Origin of the sequence: Methanofastidiosum sp. (assembly GCA_035362715.1) — an archaeon.
Taxonomy (GTDB): Archaea; Methanobacteriota_B; Thermococci; order Methanofastidiosales; family Methanofastidiosaceae; genus Methanofastidiosum.
Genome location: DAOSDU010000003.1, coordinates 16,562 through 35,047, shown reverse-complemented (window position 1 = coordinate 35,047; position 18,486 = coordinate 16,562). Strand labels below are relative to the sequence as shown.

The following is an 18,486-nucleotide window of genomic DNA, read 5'->3' as shown; positions in this document are numbered from 1 at the left end:
TGGTTGTGAGTTAATGGAGTTTGAAAAACCCTGGACAGAAAAGTACAGGCCTCAAAAGCTTGATGATATAGTTGGAAGAGATCCCATAATTAGAAGACTTAAATCTTATGTTGATAAGAAATCAATGCCACACTTGCTATTTGCTGGCCCGCCCGGGGTTGGAAAGACCACAGCAGCCATAGCCCTTGCAAAGGAGATTTTTGGTGATTATTGGAAGCAAAATTTCCAAGAGACGAATGCCTCAGACGAGAGAGGTATAAACGTTGTGAGAGAGAAAATTAAGGACTTTGCAAGAACTAAACCAATAGGTGGAGATTTCAAGATAATATTTTTAGATGAATCTGATGCCCTTACCTCGGATGCGCAGAATGCTTTGAGGAGAACTATGGAGGTCTATACTTCGACCTGCAGATTCATCCTTTCATGTAATTACTCCTCAAGAATTATTGACCCAATCCAGTCCAGATGTGCGGTATTCAGGTTCGGCCCATTGTCAACTGATGCTGTAAAGACCATGATTAGGAAGATAGCCAAAGAAGAAAAAATTGACCTTAAGGAAGACGGTCTTGATGCGATTGCCTATGTTTCTGAAGGGGACATGAGAAAGGCGATAAACGCCCTCCAGTCTTCATCAGGTATAGGGGATTCAATAACAGAAAGTTTAGTGTATCAAGTCTCTTCAAGGGCGAAACCTGAAGAGATAAAAAACATGATGAAAGTCGCTCTTTCTGGTGATTTCATTTCATCGAGAAAAATACTTCAGGAACTTCTTTTGGGGCAGGGATTGTCCGGTGAAGACATAATAATGCAGATGCACAGAGAAACATTCAATTTAGAAGTTTCTGACAAAGAAAAAGTTAGAATTGTTGATATGATAGGCGAGGCAGATTTCAGGCTTGTGCAGGGGGCAAATGAATTTATCCAGCTTGAATACCTTCTCGCCAGTCTTTCCACAGGATAACGATAATATGCTTGTTGAAAAATACTTTCCAAAAAATTTTTCTGAAATAAAAGGTCAACAGGCACTTGTAAAAGATATTCTAGCGTGGATAAATACCTGGGGAACAGAAAAGAAAGCGCTCCTGATCTATGGACCGCCTGGTAGTGGCAAGACCACGATGGTAAAGGTACTGTCAAAAGAGCTTGGATATGATCTAATAGAGCTAAATGCCAGCGATAAAAGAGACCAGACTGTATTGAACAGAATTGTTGGCAACGCCTCTACTTCAAAGACTCTTTTTGGTTACAAGAAAATAATTTTACTGGACGAGGCAGACAATATTCACGGAAAGGAAGATTTTGGAGGGTCAAAGGCTTTACTTGAGATAATAAAGAATACACAAAATCCAATCATTCTTACTGCAAACAGCTACTGGGAAGTATCTCAGGCGATAAGAGACAACTGTAAGCTTGTCCAGTTCAAAAGGCTCCAATCGAGGACTGTCTTTGCCAGATTGAAAGAGATAGCTGTCGCCGAGGGGATTCATGTAGAGGATGAAACCCTCATGAAGATAGCAGAACAGTCAGCTGGGGATATGCGTGCAGCAATTAATGATCTTGACTCCTTGGGCAATAAATTGGTGAAAGGCGATGAGAAGCTAGTTGGCTCTAGGGATACAGAGGCTTCAATATTCGAGGCCCTATCAAAACTTTACATGTCAAACTCAATTGATGTCAGAAAAGACTTTTTTGATGTTGATAAAAAACCGGATGAGCTTCTTCTTTGGATTGACGAAAACACTCCCAAGGCGTACAGAGGAAAAGACCTACTTCAAGCTATGAATCATCTTTCAAAGGCAGATATTTATCTGAAAAGGGCTTTCAATACTAGAAATTATTCCATGTGGAAGTATGCATCAGACCTCATGACTGGCGGAGTTTCTGTTGCCGGGGTAAGTGAATCAAGATACATCCCATTTTCCCCCCCAAAATATTTTCAGGTGTTAGGTTCCTCAAAAAAGAGAAGGGAGATGAACAAGATACTCCTTGAGAAGATTGGGAAAAAGTGCCATTGCTCCAGAAAAGTTGCGAGGTCTTATCTACCTATGATATCAGCATTGTTCCTTAATCCACGAAAAGGGGTCCTCATATCTAACTTTTTTGAATTTGACATGGAAGAAATAAAGTTTATCGATGAGAAAAATTATAGGAAAATTGAATTGGCAAGAGAAGAGCTTTTAAAGGAGCCAGAAAAAAAGGAGAAAATTGAGGCAGTTCCAATAAAAACTGACAAAAAGATAGAATCAAAGAAAGAAACTGCTCAAAAAGAAAAGGAACCCCCGAAAGAAGCAGAAAATCATAGAGAGGACAAGAAAAGGAATCAGCAAAAAACACTTTTTGACTTTTAGAGGAAGAGAATATGTCGGAACATTCTATATCGTCATCACTAGACAAGATACCAAAATCAGGTATCAGAAAACTATTTGACCTTGCACAGAGCATGGAAGGTATAATAAGTCTTGGGATAGGGGAGCCGGATTTTGATACACCGCCGCACATAATTGAAGCCGCTATTAAAGCCCTAAAAGAGGGAAAAACTTACTATTCCCCAAATTCTGGAATCTTAGAGTTGAGGCAGGCCATTTCTGAAAAGATGAAAAAACAAAATAACATTGATGTATCTGAGAATGAAATCATGGTCACCATCGGCGGGGGAGAAGCCTTATCACTTGCAATTCAGTCGTCAATTAAGACTGGAGACGGGGTCATTGTTCCATCGCCTGCATTTGTTGCCTATGTTCCGACAGTCATGCTTTCTGGAGGAATCCCGATAGAAGTTGAATGCAAGGAAGATGAAAGCTTTATCTTAAATCCTGAACTTTTAGAAGAAAAAATAACTGAAAAGACGGAACTATTGATACTGAATTCTCCTTCAAATCCAACTGGCGCCGTCATGAAAAAGAGTGACTTGGAGAAGATTTCTGATATAATAATGGAATATAATCTAAGAGTAATATCTGATGAAGTTTATGAGAGTCTTATCTATGATGGCAAAAAACACGTAAGCATGGCATCTCTTAACGGTATGGAAGAGAATGTTATAACGGTTAACTCGTTTTCAAAAACTTATTCTATGACCGGGTGGAGGGTTGGATACCTGTCTTCAAAGGATGAAAGCCTATTTGACAGAATGCTAAAACTGCACATGTATGGGCCGGTATGCAATAATACATTTGCACAGTATGGTGCCTTGGAAGCCCTTAAAGGACCTCATCATTTTGTTGATAACATGCGAGATGAATTTAGAGATAGAAGAGACCTACTTTTGAAAAGAATTCAGGAAATGAACGGAGTGAGTGCAATCAAACCTGAAGGTGCATTCTATTTATTTATGAACATATCACAAACAAAAATGAAGTCAGAAGAGTTTTCTGAAAAACTGTTGAATCAAGAAAAGGTTGTCACAGTTCCTGGAGCTGCATTTGGCCCATACTCTGATGAATTTGTGAGACTTGCGTACCCTCTCAAAAAAGATAAGATAAATGAAGCGTGCGACAGGATGGAAAGGTTTCTTTCTAAGAATTAATCCTCTTCAATTTTGATAGATTTAATATTAAACTCCCTACCTGAGAGTATTGTGACATCATTTGAGCCACACTCGCAGGTCATTGCAAGTATGGGAAAATCTTTATCAGATTTAATATTAAACTCCTTATTGCACTTATTGCAGTGGACTCTCGGTTTTAGATATGTTATGTCGAGTTTGGCATCTTCTGCGATTGTTCCTTTTGAAATTACATCAAAACAGAAGGTAAGTTGCTCAGTATTAACTAGGAGGATCTCGCCCATCTCTAGCTTAATTGATTTTATTTTCTTGGCCTTTTCTTTTTCTGCTGCCGCCAATATAGTCTTTAACATGCCATCGGCAAGGGAAAGTTCATGCATAAATTCACCAATACACTTTTATATTCTGTCAAATGATTATTTAAAAGCTTAGGGGGATCATTTTGAAGGACTATATTATATGGCCATCTTATCTTGACAAAAATCTTTCAAAGAAAGACGGCAGAAAAATTCCAAAAAATTTGGCATTGGACCACCCAAAATTCGATGAGATCAAAAAAGCTCTAGAGGCTATCGGGATAAATCATGAGATTGAGAAGAACTCAAGGTACCCTAAAGAGCAGGGAAAAGATGACAGAAATCTTGGGAGATTTATAGTTGAAAAAAAGTTCTCCAAAAATGAGATACTTAGAAAAATATCAAAAGAGATAAGGAAAAACAGGGGCTGAACTTAAGATCTGTCCTGTAAAGTCTCAACTTCAGGTATGATCCTTTTACCTGCGGCAACTTTATCTATACTGTGGACGGTGCCGCCGAGCTTTTCTATCTCCTCTTTTAATAACTCATAATCAATTGAATCTCCTTGTATCGAAAGTTTCACTGTTTCAGTTTTTTGGTCTATCTCAACGACGGAGATATTGACACCTATAATCCCGGGGATTTCGGCTAACTTATTTGCAAAATCGGGGAGTATTGGTTTATGAGGTTTTAAAACGTCAAGAACTATAATCCTAATTGAACTCATAAATCTACCTAACTTATGCATTATATTAGGTTTTATAATAGTTTCGGTTTTTTAATTGGATTGTCTTTTAGGCATCTATTTTCTTTTCCTGAAAATCGGCCCATGGGATAACCTTATATTTTAATTTTTTTTAATTCAAAATACAGACTAATACGTTAATGGTGAAATAATTATGAAAAGACCTGTGGTTACTATTGACGGAAACGAAGCTGCCGCATATACAGCTTATCATGTTAATGAAGTCATATCAATATATCCTATAACTCCTTCTTCTACAATGGGGGAGTTATCCGATCAGTGGGCATCTGAAGGAGAGCCCAATATTTGGGGCACAGTTCCTAATGTGACTGAGATGCAAAGCGAAGGAGGGGCATCTGGTACTGTTCACGGTTCTTTACAGCGAGGTGCACTCACTACTACTTTTACCGCATCTCAAGGACTTCTTTTAATGATCCCCAACATGTACAAAATAGCAGGGGAGCTTACTTCTACTGTTTTTCATGTAAGTGCTAGGGCCCTTGCAACACATGCACTGTCAATTTTTGGTGACCATAGCGATGTAATGTCAGTGCGTTCAACTGGATTTGCACTTCTGGCATCAAACTCTGTTCAAGAAGTAATGGACCTCTCAATTATTGCTCAGGCTGCAACCTTGAAATCAAGAGTCCCGTTCTTACACTTCTTTGATGGATTTAGGACTTCTGCTGAAACTTCAAAAGTTGAACGTTTAACACTTTCAGATTTAAAGCAGATGATAGACGAGGATCTGGTAAGGGCTCATCGTGCAAGAGCCCTGTCACCTGATAATCCAATCATAAGAGGAACATCCCATAACCCGGATACATTTTTCCAAGCGAGGGAAACAATAAATCCTTATTATAATGCCTGCCCGGATTTGGTGCAGGAGGCCATGGACAAATTTGCAAAGATTGCTGGCAGGCAGTACAAACTCTTCCAGTATGAGGGCTCACCAGATGCTGAAAGAATTATTATTATTATGGGAAGCGGTGCCGAAACTGTAGAAGAAACTGTGAACTATCTTAATAAGAAAGGTGAAAAGGTAGGAGTCTTAAAGGTGCGACTTTTCAGACCATTTTCATTGAAACACTTTATTTCGTCACTGCCCTTATCTGTAAAAAGTATTGCAGTTCTTGATAGAACTAAAGAGCCAGGCGCCTTGGGAGAGCCTCTTTACCTTGATGTTACAACTGCCATATCTTCAGCATTCTCAGACGGCTTGCTAAAGATGGAGAAGATGCCAAAAATAGTTGGAGGTATTTACGGACTATCCTCAAAAGATTTTAAACCTTCAATGGCTAAGGCAGTATTTGATGAACTAAAAAAGAGCACGCCCAAGCACAGATTTACTGTCGGAATTAATGATGACGTAACACATCAAAGCTTAGATTACGATCCAAACTTTTTCGTTGAGCCAGAAAACAGGACAAGAGCTGTATTCTTTGGCCTAGGTGCTGATGGTACAGTCAGCGCGAACAAGAGTTCAATAAAAATAATAGGTGAAGAAACAGACAACTATGCCCAAGGTTTCTTTTATTATGATTCAAAGAAGGCAGGATCGCTTACAATTTCATATTTGCGATTTGGACCGGATCCAATAAGATCTCCTTACCTAATTGATAGGGCAAACTTTGTGGCATGCCATCAATGTTCATTTTTAGATAAATATGACATGCTAAGTGTTGCTGAAAAGAATTCGATATTCCTCTTGAATAGCCCATATCCGAAGGAAGAGGTGTGGGATCAGCTCCCTAGAAATGTCCAGCAGGAGATAATAGATAAAAAAATTAAATTTTATACAATTGATGCTTATGATATAGCAAGAGAGATAGGGCTTGGAGTTAGAATAAATACAATTATGCAGACATGTTTCTTTGCCTTGAGTAATGTGGTCCCAAAAGAAGATGCAATTGCATCAATTAAAAAGTTCACAGCGAAAACATACGGCCGAAAGGGAGAGAAGATATTAAAGATGAACTATGAAGCGATTGATAAGGCCATTGACAATCTCCATGAAGTTAAGGTACCTGAAAAGGCCACAAGCACCTTTGATTTAAAATCCTCGATGCCAGAAGAAGCCCCTGATTATGTCAAAAATGCTATATCCAAGATGATTATAGGTAAGGGAAACGATCTCCCTGTAAGCGTATTTCCTCATGATGGCACATATCCAACTGGAACAACTAAGTGGGAAAAAAGAAATATATCACTTGATATCCCAGTATGGGACCCTGTTACATGTATACAATGTGGTAAATGTGCCTTTGTCTGCCCACATGCAGTTATCAGGGCTAAAGTTTATCAAAAAGATTCATTAAAGGGTGCGCCGGATTCCTTTAAACACGTTGAGGCAAAGTTTTCGCAATTTAAAGATTATATGTATACTGTTCAGGCATCACCAGAAGACTGTACCGGATGTAAACTCTGCTATGAAACATGCCCCGCAAAAAACAAACAGGATCCAAAATTAAAGGCCATAAATATGGAGTTTAAGGATCCTATACTCGATAGGGAAAAAGGAAACTGGAATTTCTTTGAATCTATTCCCTATGTTGATCGTGAGAAATTAAATGTTACAACTGTAAAGGATATTCAGCTTTTAGAGCCTCTGTTTGAATTTTCAGGCGCTTGCTCAGGCTGCGGCCAAACTCCTTACGTGAAGTTAATGACCCAATTGTTTGGAGATAGAGCGGTAATAGCCAATGCTACAGGATGCTCATCAATTTATGGAGGAAATCTCCCAACTACACCATACACCAAAAATAAGGATGGGCGTGGCCCAACATGGTCAAACTCTCTTTTCGAAGATACTGCAGAGTTCGGGCTTGGTATGAGATTGGCCCTAGACAAACAAAAGCAATATGCAATGGAGTTAGTTGAAAAACTTACCGATGATTTAGGAAAGGATCTTGTATATGAACTAAAAAACACAAATCAAGATACCGAGGCAGGGATAAACAAGCAACGAGAAATGGTAAAGCTGTTGAAGGCCAAACTTAAATCCATACAAAAACCAGAAGCAAAGAATTTATTGAGTTTAGCTGATTCTTTAGCTAAAAAAAGCGTGTGGATTTTAGGAGGGGACGGCTGGGCCTATGATATAGGGTATGGTGGCCTTGACCATGTTCTTGCCCTGGGAAAGAATGTCAACATCCTTGTTCTTGACACTGAAGTCTACTCAAATACTGGGGGCCAGATGTCAAAAGCAACACCCCTTGGTGCAGTGGCAAAATTTGCCATGGGAGGAAAACCTACACCAAAGAAAGACCTTGCCATGATGGCGATGGCCTATGGAAATGTATACGTGGCAAGAGTTGCTTTCGGCGCAAATAATGCCCAAACAGTTAAGGCTTTTTTGGAAGCAGAAGCATACGAAGGCACATCGATTATTATCGCTTATGCACACTGTATCAATCAGGGATATGATCTTATCCACGGCCCCGAGCAGCAGAAGGCTGCTGTTCAGTCTGGTTACTGGCCACTGATGAGATATAATCCAGATTTGGAGAAGGAAGGTAAAAATCCGCTTCAGTTAGATTCAGGCAAGCCTTCAATAACTCTTGATAAATATATCTACAATGAAACTAGATACAAGATATTACTAAGGAGCAAGCCTGAAGTGGCAAAGAAACTCCTAGACGAGTCTCAGAAACAAGTTATAAAAAGGTGGAACTTCTATAAATATTGGTCAGAAATGCCAATATCAAAAGAGGAAGAGAAATGATTAATCTTTCAACAAGCTATATGGGTCTTAATTTAAAGAATCCCATAGTTGCTTCACCTTCATACCTATGGGAAAATCCAAATAATATTAAAAAAGCTGAGAAGTCAGGCGCTGCTGCTGTAGTTTTGCACTCTTTATTTGAAGAGCAGCTTGAAATTGAACAGATGGAGCTGAATAGATTTCTACTTCAGGGTACAGAAAGTTATGCAGAAGCCTTGACATATTTTCCAGAGATAAAGGAATTCAAGTTTGCCCCGGATGAGTATATCGAACTTGTAAAGGAAGTTAAGGCCAATTCAGAAATCCCAATTATCGGAAGCTTAAACGGTGTTTCAGATGGCGGATGGATAAAATATGCACAAAAGATTGAACAGGCCGGAGCAGATGGACTGGAGCTAAACATTTACTACATCCCAACTGATATCTCAACAAAATCTGAAAAAATTGAAGAAAACTATTATAATCTTGTTAAGAGCGTCAAACAAAAGATTAGGATCCCTTTGGCAGTTAAGCTCTGCCCTTATTTCACTTCAACACCCAACGTATTAAAAAATTTAGAAAAAGCAGGTGCTGATGCTTTTGTCATATTCAATAGATTCTACCAGCCAGATATTGACATTGAGAATCTTGAAATAACTCCAAACCTTGTTTTGAGCAATAGCGATGAACTAAGACTAAGGCTAAGATGGGCCGCGATAATGTATGGAAAGATAAAGCCGGATATTGCAATCACAGGCGGTGTTCACACCGGATCAGATGTCATAAAATCAATTATGGCTGGAGCAAATGTTTCTATGATGACATCAGCGTTGATAAAAAACGGCGTTGGCCATATTGAAAAAGTCTTGACCGAAGTTACAGAGTGGCTTTCTAAAAATGACTATGAATCAATAAAATCGATACAAGGACTCATGTCTCAGGAGAAAGTTTTAGAGCCTTCGGCATATGAGCGAGCAAACTACATGAAAACCTTGGGGTCTTACAAGTAATCAGTAAACTGATTTTGTTTTTAATTTTTTTTCTGCTATTGAAAATATCATATCTAAAGATAGGGCTATAAGGATTGCAGGTATTGCACCGCTCAATGTTTTATTAATATTGAAACTGGATAATCCTTCGAAAATTATCCTCCCCAGCCCTCCGCTCCCAATAATTGCTGTTAAGACTGCTATGCCGTTGGCAATTATGGCAGAGAATTTTAATCCCGCAAATATAGCAGGATATGCTAGAGGAAGTCTCACATATCTTACTATCTGGAGGTCTGTTAATCCCATGCCTTTACCTGTATCTATAAGTGCTGTATCAGTTTTTGCTAGACCTACATACATATTCTTTACAATAGGCACAATTGAACCCAAGACTATAGCAACTATCCCAGGTACAAATCCTATCCCGGCTAAAGGAACTATTATTGCAACGAGTGCGAAACTTGGTATACTCTGGGCCATGTTTATTGTAGTTAAGACAACATAAGAAACACGTTTATAAAAAACAGAAAAGATGGCAAGAGGTGTTGCAAGACATATCCCTATAGCTAATGACGTAAAGACCAAAGTAAGGTGTTGTAGAATAGCATCGAAAAGAGGGGATAAAGCTACCAAGGATTGAACCTCCGGGCTAATCTATTTTCTATTATCCATGCTATAAAGTCAAAAAAAACTCCAAGCGTCCCGACCCATAGGGCAGCGACTATTATGGTGGGGATATCATATCTATAGATTCCCGCTTGTAGAGGAACTCCAAGGCCCCCTGCTGCAATTAGACCACCTAAAGTAGCAATGCCCATTATATATACAACTGCTACCCTAATCCCACTGCTTATCAAGGGCAACGCCATCGGGAGTCGTATCTTTAATAGGATCTCATTTTTTGTAAGGCCAATTGCCTTCGCAATTTCAATATATTCATTGCTAACATGGGCAAGTCCTGTATAGGAATTTCTCATAATCGGGAGTATCGAATATAATACACATGCTGCTATCGTAGGTTTCTCCCCTAGCCCCAGAATAGGCAAGAGAAAAATGAATAAAGCCAACTCAGGTATCATCTCTATGACATTTAACACATTTAACCAGAGATTAGCAAGTTTAGGATTACTATAAACTAAAATAGCCAATGCCACACCTATTACTATCGAGATAATCAAAGCAATAGAGAACATGTAAAGGTGCTGGATAGTCCTCAAAGTAATTTGATGGATTGTCCAGACTGATATGATGGTATCTATTAAAGTCAACAATAGCCCCCTAAATCAAGTTCATTAAAACTGAGTTTATTCTTACAATCCCCAATACCTTATTGTGATCCATAATAGCTGCTATTGATTCTTTTGATGATTTTAAAAGCAGTATTATTGATGAAAGAGTATCGTTAGGTGCAAATACGCTCAATTTATTTCCCAAGTCCATTATAGACCTCTCCTTATCTTTCTCATTCAATAAATCGATTAATGATATTTGGGCTATATCTGAATTTGATTTTTTTATTATACATGAGTCTATTTTGCCTGTGACCATCTTATCAATCGCTTCTTTGCAGGATATATCTGATTCTATAAGACAACCTTTATCAAGCGATATCATTACATCTTTTGCCTGAAGAAATTTGATAGCTTTGAATTTATTTTCAGTCCCAATTATCTTTGAGACTATTTCATTTGCAGGTTCAAATAATAATTCAAGGCGTCCCAATCTGGAGCATTTTCCCCTCATGCATTACCCCAATCCTATCGGCTAAAATGAAACTTTCTTCTATATCATGAGTAACAAAAACAATTGTTTTGTCTAATTTTCTTTTTATTGAAAGAAATTCATTTTGAAGTTGCATCCTTAGGAGTGGATCGAGCGCACCAAAGGGCTCGTCCATGAGCAACAATGGTGGATCCATAACAAGAGCCCTTGCAAGTCCGACCCTTTGTTGTTGGCCCCCGCTTAATTGATTTGGATAACGAGTTCTGAATAGTTGAGGAGGTAGTGCAACAAGCGTTAGAAGTTCGTCAATCTTATTTAAAATATTCTCTTCATTCCATTTTTCTAGACGAGGGATTAGGCCAATATTCTCTTTAACCATCATATGTGGGAAGAGACCAATCTGCTGTATAACATATCCTATTTTTCTTCTAAGTTTAACAGAGTCCATTGTTTTAGTATCGTTACCATTGAGATAAACTGCCCCTTCATCGGGATCGATGAGCCTATTAATTAACTTCAAAGTTGTGGTCTTTCCAGAGCCACTGGAACCCAATATTACAAATAGTTCTCCCTTGCATATTTCAAACGAAAGATCATTTATTACTCTTGAGTCTTTGTATATTTTTGTCACATGTTCAAATCTTAAGGATTCTAAGCACTCGCTTGATAGAAATTTATTCGTTCTACCCTCTCCAATAAAAAAATAAATTATTAATTTTTAATCAGCCCTTGTGAGATTAAAAAGGCTCTAGCGATATCCCTTGATTCCTTCTTCTCAATGTCATACTGGTAGTTCATGTCAGCCATAGCTTTGTCATCAATCTTTCCTTCAAGTTTTTTTAGAACTCCAACTACGGCCTCATCTTTAGCGAATGAGCTAGTTGTTATAATAATTGCATCGTATGGTAAAAGCCCGCCTTTGTCATCCTCTAATACGACTAGATCAAATAGCTCTCCCCTCTTGTCAGTTGTGTAACCGGTGATAACATCGACTAGTTTATTTTTTATGGCCTCGTATACGAGTGTTGGCTCCATTGATTTTACATCTTTAAATTTGAATCCGTACGCCTTTTCAAATGTTGGAAGCCCGTCTGGGGCAGTTGGATATTCTATGTCGGTTCCAAGTACCATTGACGGTGCATATGGCGCAAGCTCGCTAACTTTTGTAAGATTTTTCTCTTCGGCCCAGCTCCTTGGAACAGAGATTGCATAGTTGTTCTTAAATCCAAGTTTAGTAACGACTGTTATTCCTTCCTTTTCTCTTAATCCCTTTTCCACTTCATTGTAAACTATGTTGGGGCCCCAGTTATCTAGTGCAGGTAGTTTTAGGATAGTATTATAAAAAGCTCCGGTATATCCAACAAATACATTAATCTGCTCACGCTTTAAGGCTTCATAATTGATAAGTGTGCCACCAAGCCCTTCTTTGACTTCAGTTTTGTACCCGGCATCTTCCAATAACAAGGATATCATATGCCCAAGAATGTATTCCTCATTGTAAGGCATTGTGCCTATTACAATTTTTTTCTCAGTACCTTGACCTATGCATCCAGAGGCTGCAACAATCAAGACAAATATTAATAATGCGGAGAGAAATAATTTATTTTTCATTTTTATCACAATTGTTATTAGTAGGCTATACTTAAATGTTTTACCCAAATGACTGCATGATTGCATAAAGAGTCTAAAGATTTATTTTTCTAAGAATAGTTCAAACATCTGCTCAGTTACTGTTTTCCCCCATTGATTATCCTGATGTTCTTTGCACAACTTGAAGCCGTATTTTTCATAAAGGTGCTTTGCAGCATCAAGCCCAGCAAATGTCCAAAGGTATACCCTTCCATGCTCTTTTTCTTTACAGAAAGTAATTGCTTTCTCCATCAATAGGTTGCCTATACCTGTACCTTGAAACTTGGGATTGAGTATGAACCACCTTAATCTCGCCCCTTCACTATCTGGATTATTCCCGTCAATTATTATTGATCCGACAATTTGATCATTTTCCTGTGCAATCCATATTCCATCGCTATTTTTATCAAATCGATTTAAGAATTCAGATAGTTCAGTTGCAACTTTTGATTCAAAGTAAAGGCCAAACCCCCAATTTTTAGAATAGTAGTTTGCATGGAGTTCAGTTATTTTTCCAATAACTCCAGGAAAATAACTATCCAATATCTTAATCATTGCATCACTTTGTAGATAATTAATGTATTTATTAACAATTTTTTAATTTAAATATTTTCGGTGTTATATGAATAAAACAAAACATTATTATACCATAAACCTAAATTAAAGATTATAAATTAATAATTGAATTTTTATGAATAATTCAAGGTGAAAAAATGAAAAAATACGATGTTTTAGTTATTGGCTCAGGTGCTGGCATGGGCGTGGCAAGCGACGCTCTTTCAAATGGATATAAAGTGGCGGTTGTAGACAAGGGGCCTCTTGGTGGAACATGTTTAAATTTAGGATGTATACCTTCAAAATTACTGATTTTTCCCTCGGATAGAGTAGCAGAAATAGAAAACTCAAAAAAACTTGGTGTGGAAGCGAATATAACTAAAATTCGTTTTAGAGAAATAATGGAAAGAATGAGGTCTTCTATTGCAGAAGATAGAGAACAGATGAGGAAAGGGATAAAACAGGCAAAAAAACTTGATTTTTATGAGGATACTGGACATTTTGTAGAAGACTACACAGTTTCAGTAAATGGGAAAAAGATATCTGGAGAAAAGATTTTCATTGCTGCTGGCGCACGACCTCTTATCCCAAATGTAAATGGTCTAGACGAAATAGAATATCTGACAAATGAAAGTATTCTAGAGTTAAATGAACTTCCAAAGAGCGTAGTAATTTTAGGCGGCGGTTACATTGCATGTGAATTCGGCCATTTTCTAGCGGGTATGGGTAGTGAAGTAACGATAATTCAGAGAAATGTGAGGCTTGTTGCAAATGAGGAGCCTGAAGTCTCAGAGCTACTCTTGAAAGAAATGTCAAAGAGGATGAAGATATACACAAACACGGAAGTTATTGAAGCTACAAGAAAAGGAGACCTATTCAAAATAATCGGGAAAGAAAGAAGTTCAGGAAATACTATCGAAGTGACAGCAGAAAAAGTTTTAGTTGCAGGAGGGAGGGTTCCTAACTCTGATTTGTTAAAAGTTCAGAACACGGGCGTTCAAACAGACTCCAGAGGATATATCAAAGTAAATGACTATTTAGAAACTTCAAAGGAGAACATCTGGGCCTTTGGAGATGTAATAGGAAAATACATGTTCAGGCATTCTGCTAATAAGGAAGCTGCATATGCTTGGCATAATAGCCTCCATGGAAAGAGGCTTCCCATGGATTACACTGCCATTCCACATGCTGTTTTTTCATATCCGGAGATTGCGTCTGTTGGTATGACTGAAAATGAGGCAAAAAAGAAACACAAAGTCCTTGTCGGCTATTCAAAGTACAATAACGTTGCGAAAGGGATTGCAATGTTAGAGGAAGAAGCATTTGCTAAAGCCATTGTTGACAAAGAGAGTAATAAAATTTTAGGATTTCACATAATTGGGCCTTACGCTTCAATCCTAATCCAGGAAGTAATCAATGTAATGGCTAACAATATGAACTTTAAGTCAATATTCAAAGGGATGCATATCCATCCTGCATTGCCTGAGCTGATCCCTTCAACTTTTGCAAATCTTAGGGAAAGAAAAGATTAGTTTTTGGGGTAAAACTCATAAAGGTAAAGATATTATATCCGATAGCCATGTATGGGTATTACAAATCTCCTCTAAACCCGCTCAGAATATCAAAAGACGGGATACACCTTCAAATAAAAAAGGATGGTAATAATCTTCACTATGAAAGAACTATCCTTAATGATTCTATAGAGAAAATACTTTTGACAAAGGACTGCGGCATTATAATAAATCCGATTGAAGCCCACAAAATTCGCAATCAAGTGACCCCATACTTATTGATAGAATTTGAAAAATCGGTCTTTGTTGAGCCGAAGGGAACAAACAATGTTTATATCACTTTTCCAGTTGATATAGGTGTTTTTATTTCTGGGCATAAAAATTATGACCTCTTGGATGTATTCACCCTTGCAAAACAAAAATATACCTTGTATGGGGACCCAAGAAGTGGAGTTATATGCAAATACCATAAAAGCCCTGTTTTGACATCAATACCTACTGATTTGAACCCATTAGTTAATGGTGTAATAAAGCTAAAGCTGATTAATACTACAGATGCTTGGATGGAAATAACGAAGACTGTTTTTGATTCACATGAAATGAAAGTTTATTTTGACGAGAATCTCGTTTCAATTAAGGCCAATATGAAAGTATTAAATGAGAAAATTGCGGAAACTGAATTTGTTAATTCCGGTATTAAGAGGGGAATGAAGAAATCTCTTGAAATTTTCGAACCGGCAAAGATTACTGTTTCACAGAAGAAATTTACCATGGAGGAAGGTATTTGAATCTTGATGAAATTTCTGATACTTTGACAAAGGCCATTGGAGTTATCGAAGCTGACAGGATCTTCCCATATCTTTTGGCCTTTATTATACTTATTTTATCAATAATTTTAGCAAAGGGCCTTTCTGTATTCCTAAGAAGATCTCTAAGGGACAAGTTTGACAAAGACAGATTAGGCATCCTGCTTAAAGGAAGTTATTATGGAGTAATCATAATAGCTGTAATTCTAGCACTCCCCCTCTTAGGGATCAATACGTCGGGCCTTCTAGTTGCAGGAGGAGTCACAGGTATAGTTATAGGTTTTGCAAGTCAGAGTATAGTTGGAAATCTCATATCTGGATTATTTATAATGGCTGAGAGGCCAATTAAGATAGGGAGTCAAGTTGAAATAGATAATGTAAGGGGTTTTGTTGAAGACATAGGTGTTATGTCAACTATACTAAGGAACTATGACGGCCTATTTATCAGGATACCAAATGAGAAGGTATTCACAAATAATATAATAAATATAAGCGCTAACATCGCCAGAAGGATTGAGTATACAATTGGAATAAGATATACTGATGACGCTGAAAAAGCAATAAAAATAATAGGGGATTTGATTGAGGAGCATCCCTTCGTTTTAAAGAAACCTACCCCAGATGTTTATGTTAATAACCTAGGGGAAAATGCTGTTGAACTTATAGTAAAAGCTTGGGCGCCTGCGTCTCAGTGGTATACGACAAAAAAGGAGCTTTTGTGGAAGATCAAGACAAACCTTGAAAAAGAGGGTATTCACGTTCCGTTTCCACAGAGGGTCGTTTGGTTTGCAAATCAGAAGTCTGACACTAACAAATTAAATTAAACTACTTATTTTAATTATTTGACAAAATATTTAGAGTTGTTAGAAAATCTTTTAAAAGAATAGCTACTAATAAGTATGGTGATAAAATGGTTTTTTGCGGAAAATGTGGAAAAGACAATCCAATCAGCGCAAAGTTTTGCGAAAACTGTGGAGCAACTCTAGATGAAGCCCCAGTAAAACAACAAACTACATACGCTTCTGGAAACTGGCTTTCACATGAGCATGCAGGATTTTTGCCAAGATTTGTAGCATGGATTATTGATACTATAATATTCGGAGTCATTGCATGGATACTAAGCCTTGTAGGACTGGGAACTAATTATGGGTATGGTTCTGGTATGGGCTACGAAAGTGGCTTCAATCTAGGCGGTATTGGAACAGTCATAACTGTATTGATATCTCTAGCATACTACGTATATTTAGATGGTATGCAGGGTGCAACAATAGGTAAAAAAGTGATGAAGCTTAAAGTAATTGGTACCAACGGTGCAATGCCAATAGGTCCAGGCCCTGGAGTTATAAGGTGGTTAATAAAGATTATACCTCTATTAAACTTAGTGGCTTATATATGGATTCTATTTGATTCTGAAAAACAAGGACTCCATGATAAGATTGCCAATACCTTTGTTGTAAAAGAATAATCTTATTTATTTTCTTTTTTTATAAGAAATCTATTTAAGCCTGATATATTCTTAATTTTCATGGTATACTGCCCTAGATGTGGTAGCGAGAATCCAGAAGGCATCCTATATTGTAAAGAATGCAACGGATTTATTGGTGACGATGAAGAGAAAAAAAGAATGGATGGAAATATCTACTCATCAACTAAGAATTATCCATTTACGTTTTCATATACATATAACGAATCTTCTTCACGTGCAGAGTTATTTATAAGAATTGTATATGTCTTTGTTCTAGGCATAATTATCGAAGCTTGGGGAATTGTCGCAGGTCTTGCCCAAATATTTCAGTTTTTTTATGTCCTAGTCTACGCAAAAAAACATCCGGGGGCGTTTGATTTTATGGCTGGATTTTTAAGATTCTACTTCAATGTGAGTGCTTATAGCTACCTTCTGACAGATGAAAGACCTCCCATAACTAGTGAAGACACGGATTATCCATGCAAGATTACATCCTCCTTTGAGCAGGACTCAAAAAGATTGGAACTTCTAATAAGAATCTTCTACGGATTTGTCCTATCTCTAATTGCATCTGTATGGGGAATGGTAGCCTATCTCCTAGTATTCTTAGAGTGGTTTTATATGTTGTTTACAACAAAGAAAAACTTTGGCCTGTGGGAATTTTCAGTAAGATTTATTAACTTCTATATGAGAGTTAGCGCATATATTTCAATATTAACAGATGAAAGACCCCCATTAACAGGTGACTAAATGGATCCGATAACACTGCTTGCAATTGCGTTTGCCCCAGGTTTGCTGTGGGTGTGGTTCTTCTATAAGAAGGACAAGTTTGAACCTGAACCAAAAAAAATAATAATAGTAACTTTTATTCTTGGAATAGTTTCAACAATACCTGCAGGCATACTAAACACGTTACTGCTGCCATTTTCTATTGATCAAGCAGGGATTCTTTTGCTCTTCTTTGCGGCTTTTTTTGTAATAGGGCCAGTAGAGGAAATATCAAAATACTTAGCCATGAGGATCTATGCATTAAAGTCAAAAGAATTTGATGAGCCTGTTGATGCGATGATTTATTCTGTTACGGCCGCTTTGGGATTTGCAACTTTTGAAAATTTTTTATACATATCCCAGTTTGGCCCTTCACTTATACTTATGAGGGCGATAACAGGCTGCCTTGGTCATGCAGGATTTTCAGGTATAGTTGGATATTATGTGGGAAAGGCAAAGTTTACTTCGCCTAAAAATAATAATGTTGTCTTTAAAGGTCTTGCAATAGCGGCATTCTCACATGGGCTTTTCAATTTTGTTCTATTCACACAGACAGTACTTGCGCTCTTATTCGTGCCACTCTTAATTGTTCTAGTATATTTCTTAACAAAAAGATTGGGCGAGATGTCCTCTGCATCACCGTTTAAGCCTTCTGAGAAATATAATTTCAAGTGCCCTAAATGCAAAAAAAATGTGCTGTCTTCCTCAAACTTCTGCGCAGAATGCGGCTATAAGTTCAATAGGTAACTATTTATACCAAAATATACTCTATTGTTTACCCTTATAGCGAGG

20 protein-coding genes are annotated in these 18,486 nt (G+C 37.6%); 12 read left to right on the top strand and 8 right to left on the bottom strand.

From position 1 onward, the window contains the following. Window positions 1-13: 13 nt before the first annotated feature. From PLI06_02750 to PLI06_02740, 3 genes are read left to right on the top strand one after another with little or no spacing between them, the layout of a single operon-like run. Entirely contained in the window at window positions 14-961 is a 948-nt protein-coding gene (locus PLI06_02750; GenBank protein ID HOI76515.1) for a replication factor C small subunit, read from the top strand. After that, complete coding sequence (locus PLI06_02745) at window positions 912-2,348, top strand: replication factor C large subunit (protein ID HOI76514.1); 1,437 nt, start codon at window positions 912-914, stop codon at window positions 2,346-2,348. The genes PLI06_02750 and PLI06_02745 overlap by 50 nt, the downstream gene beginning before the upstream one ends. Before the next feature lie 11 nt (window positions 2,349-2,359). Next, the gene (locus PLI06_02740; GenBank protein ID HOI76513.1) at window positions 2,360-3,526 is read left to right on the top strand and encodes a pyridoxal phosphate-dependent aminotransferase; all 1,167 of its coding nucleotides are present in this window, start codon (window positions 2,360-2,362) and stop codon (window positions 3,524-3,526) included. Here PLI06_02740 and hypA read toward each other — a convergent pair. Further along, window positions 3,523-3,885, bottom strand: coding sequence for a hydrogenase maturation nickel metallochaperone HypA (gene hypA / locus PLI06_02735; protein ID HOI76512.1), 363 nt, complete (start codon window positions 3,883-3,885; stop codon window positions 3,523-3,525). The genes PLI06_02740 and hypA overlap by 4 nt on opposite strands. A gap of 62 nt (window positions 3,886-3,947) precedes the next feature. Here hypA and PLI06_02730 point away from each other — a divergent pair, with 62 nt between their 5' ends. After that, window positions 3,948-4,232, top strand: coding sequence for a signal recognition particle subunit SRP19/SEC65 family protein (locus PLI06_02730; GenBank protein HOI76511.1), 285 nt, complete (start codon window positions 3,948-3,950; stop codon window positions 4,230-4,232). Window positions 4,233-4,234: 2 nt separating this feature from the next. Here PLI06_02730 and PLI06_02725 read toward each other — a convergent pair whose 3' ends face one another. Then, a complete protein-coding gene (locus PLI06_02725; protein HOI76510.1) occupies window positions 4,235-4,528 on the bottom strand; it encodes a DUF211 domain-containing protein in 294 nt (97 codons plus the stop codon). A 172-nt stretch (window positions 4,529-4,700) separates the two neighbouring features. On the opposite strand from PLI06_02725, the gene nifJ reads away from it, so the two are divergent. After that, window positions 4,701-8,270: a pyruvate:ferredoxin (flavodoxin) oxidoreductase gene (nifJ, locus tag PLI06_02720; GenBank protein ID HOI76509.1), complete on the top strand. Its 3,570-nt coding sequence runs from the start codon at window positions 4,701-4,703 to the stop codon at window positions 8,268-8,270. After that, a complete protein-coding gene (locus PLI06_02715; protein HOI76508.1) occupies window positions 8,267-9,259 on the top strand; it encodes a dihydroorotate dehydrogenase-like protein in 993 nt (330 codons plus the stop codon). Before nifJ ends, PLI06_02715 begins: the two co-directional genes overlap by 4 nt. Here the strand turns inward: PLI06_02715 and PLI06_02710 are convergent, their stop codons facing one another. The 6 genes from PLI06_02710 to PLI06_02685 all read right to left on the bottom strand — a co-directional run bounded on the left by PLI06_02710 (window position 9,260) and on the right by PLI06_02685 (window position 13,144). Next, on the bottom strand, window positions 9,260-9,871 hold the full coding sequence (locus tag PLI06_02710; protein HOI76507.1) for an ABC transporter permease: 612 nt from the start codon (window positions 9,869-9,871) through the stop codon (window positions 9,260-9,262). After that, entirely contained in the window at window positions 9,865-10,506 is a 642-nt protein-coding gene (locus PLI06_02705; GenBank protein HOI76506.1) for an ABC transporter permease, read from the bottom strand. The genes PLI06_02710 and PLI06_02705 overlap by 7 nt, the downstream gene beginning before the upstream one ends. Before the next feature lie 10 nt (window positions 10,507-10,516). Continuing rightward, entirely contained in the window at window positions 10,517-10,981 is a 465-nt protein-coding gene (locus PLI06_02700; protein ID HOI76505.1) for a hypothetical protein, read from the bottom strand. Then, window positions 10,947-11,591 carry an ATP-binding cassette domain-containing protein gene (locus tag PLI06_02695; protein HOI76504.1) on the bottom strand — a complete coding sequence of 215 codons (645 nt, stop codon included), beginning with the start codon at window positions 11,589-11,591 and terminating at the stop codon, window positions 10,947-10,949. The genes PLI06_02700 and PLI06_02695 overlap by 35 nt, the downstream gene beginning before the upstream one ends. Before the next feature lie 80 nt (window positions 11,592-11,671). After that, window positions 11,672-12,571 carry a glycine betaine ABC transporter substrate-binding protein gene (locus tag PLI06_02690; protein ID HOI76503.1) on the bottom strand — a complete coding sequence of 300 codons (900 nt, stop codon included), beginning with the start codon at window positions 12,569-12,571 and terminating at the stop codon, window positions 11,672-11,674. An 81-nt stretch (window positions 12,572-12,652) separates the two neighbouring features. Beyond that, the gene (locus PLI06_02685; protein ID HOI76502.1) at window positions 12,653-13,144 is read right to left on the bottom strand and encodes a GNAT family N-acetyltransferase; all 492 of its coding nucleotides are present in this window, start codon (window positions 13,142-13,144) and stop codon (window positions 12,653-12,655) included. Window positions 13,145-13,302: 158 nt separating this feature from the next. Here PLI06_02685 and PLI06_02680 point away from each other — a divergent pair, with 158 nt between their 5' ends. From PLI06_02680 to PLI06_02655, 6 genes are all read left to right on the top strand, one after another. Continuing rightward, window positions 13,303-14,676 (top strand): dihydrolipoyl dehydrogenase, encoded by a 1,374-nt coding sequence (locus PLI06_02680; GenBank protein ID HOI76501.1) that lies wholly within the window; start codon window positions 13,303-13,305, stop codon window positions 14,674-14,676. Between the two features lie 47 nt (window positions 14,677-14,723). Next, window positions 14,724-15,443, top strand: a complete 720-nt coding sequence (locus PLI06_02675; GenBank protein HOI76500.1) for a DUF432 domain-containing protein — start codon at window positions 14,724-14,726, stop codon at window positions 15,441-15,443. Beyond that, window positions 15,440-16,285 carry a mechanosensitive ion channel family protein gene (locus tag PLI06_02670; protein ID HOI76499.1) on the top strand — a complete coding sequence of 282 codons (846 nt, stop codon included), beginning with the start codon at window positions 15,440-15,442 and terminating at the stop codon, window positions 16,283-16,285. The genes PLI06_02675 and PLI06_02670 overlap by 4 nt, the downstream gene beginning before the upstream one ends. An 86-nt stretch (window positions 16,286-16,371) precedes the next feature. After that, complete coding sequence (locus PLI06_02665) at window positions 16,372-16,926, top strand: RDD family protein (protein HOI76498.1); 555 nt, start codon at window positions 16,372-16,374, stop codon at window positions 16,924-16,926. A gap of 60 nt (window positions 16,927-16,986) precedes the next feature. Further along, a complete protein-coding gene (locus PLI06_02660) occupies window positions 16,987-17,676 on the top strand; it encodes a DUF4389 domain-containing protein (protein HOI76497.1) in 690 nt (229 codons plus the stop codon). Next, on the top strand, window positions 17,677-18,441 hold the full coding sequence (locus PLI06_02655) for a PrsW family glutamic-type intramembrane protease (GenBank protein ID HOI76496.1): 765 nt from the start codon (window positions 17,677-17,679) through the stop codon (window positions 18,439-18,441). It abuts the gene before it with no gap. The last annotated feature ends 45 nt before the right edge of the window (window positions 18,442-18,486 follow it).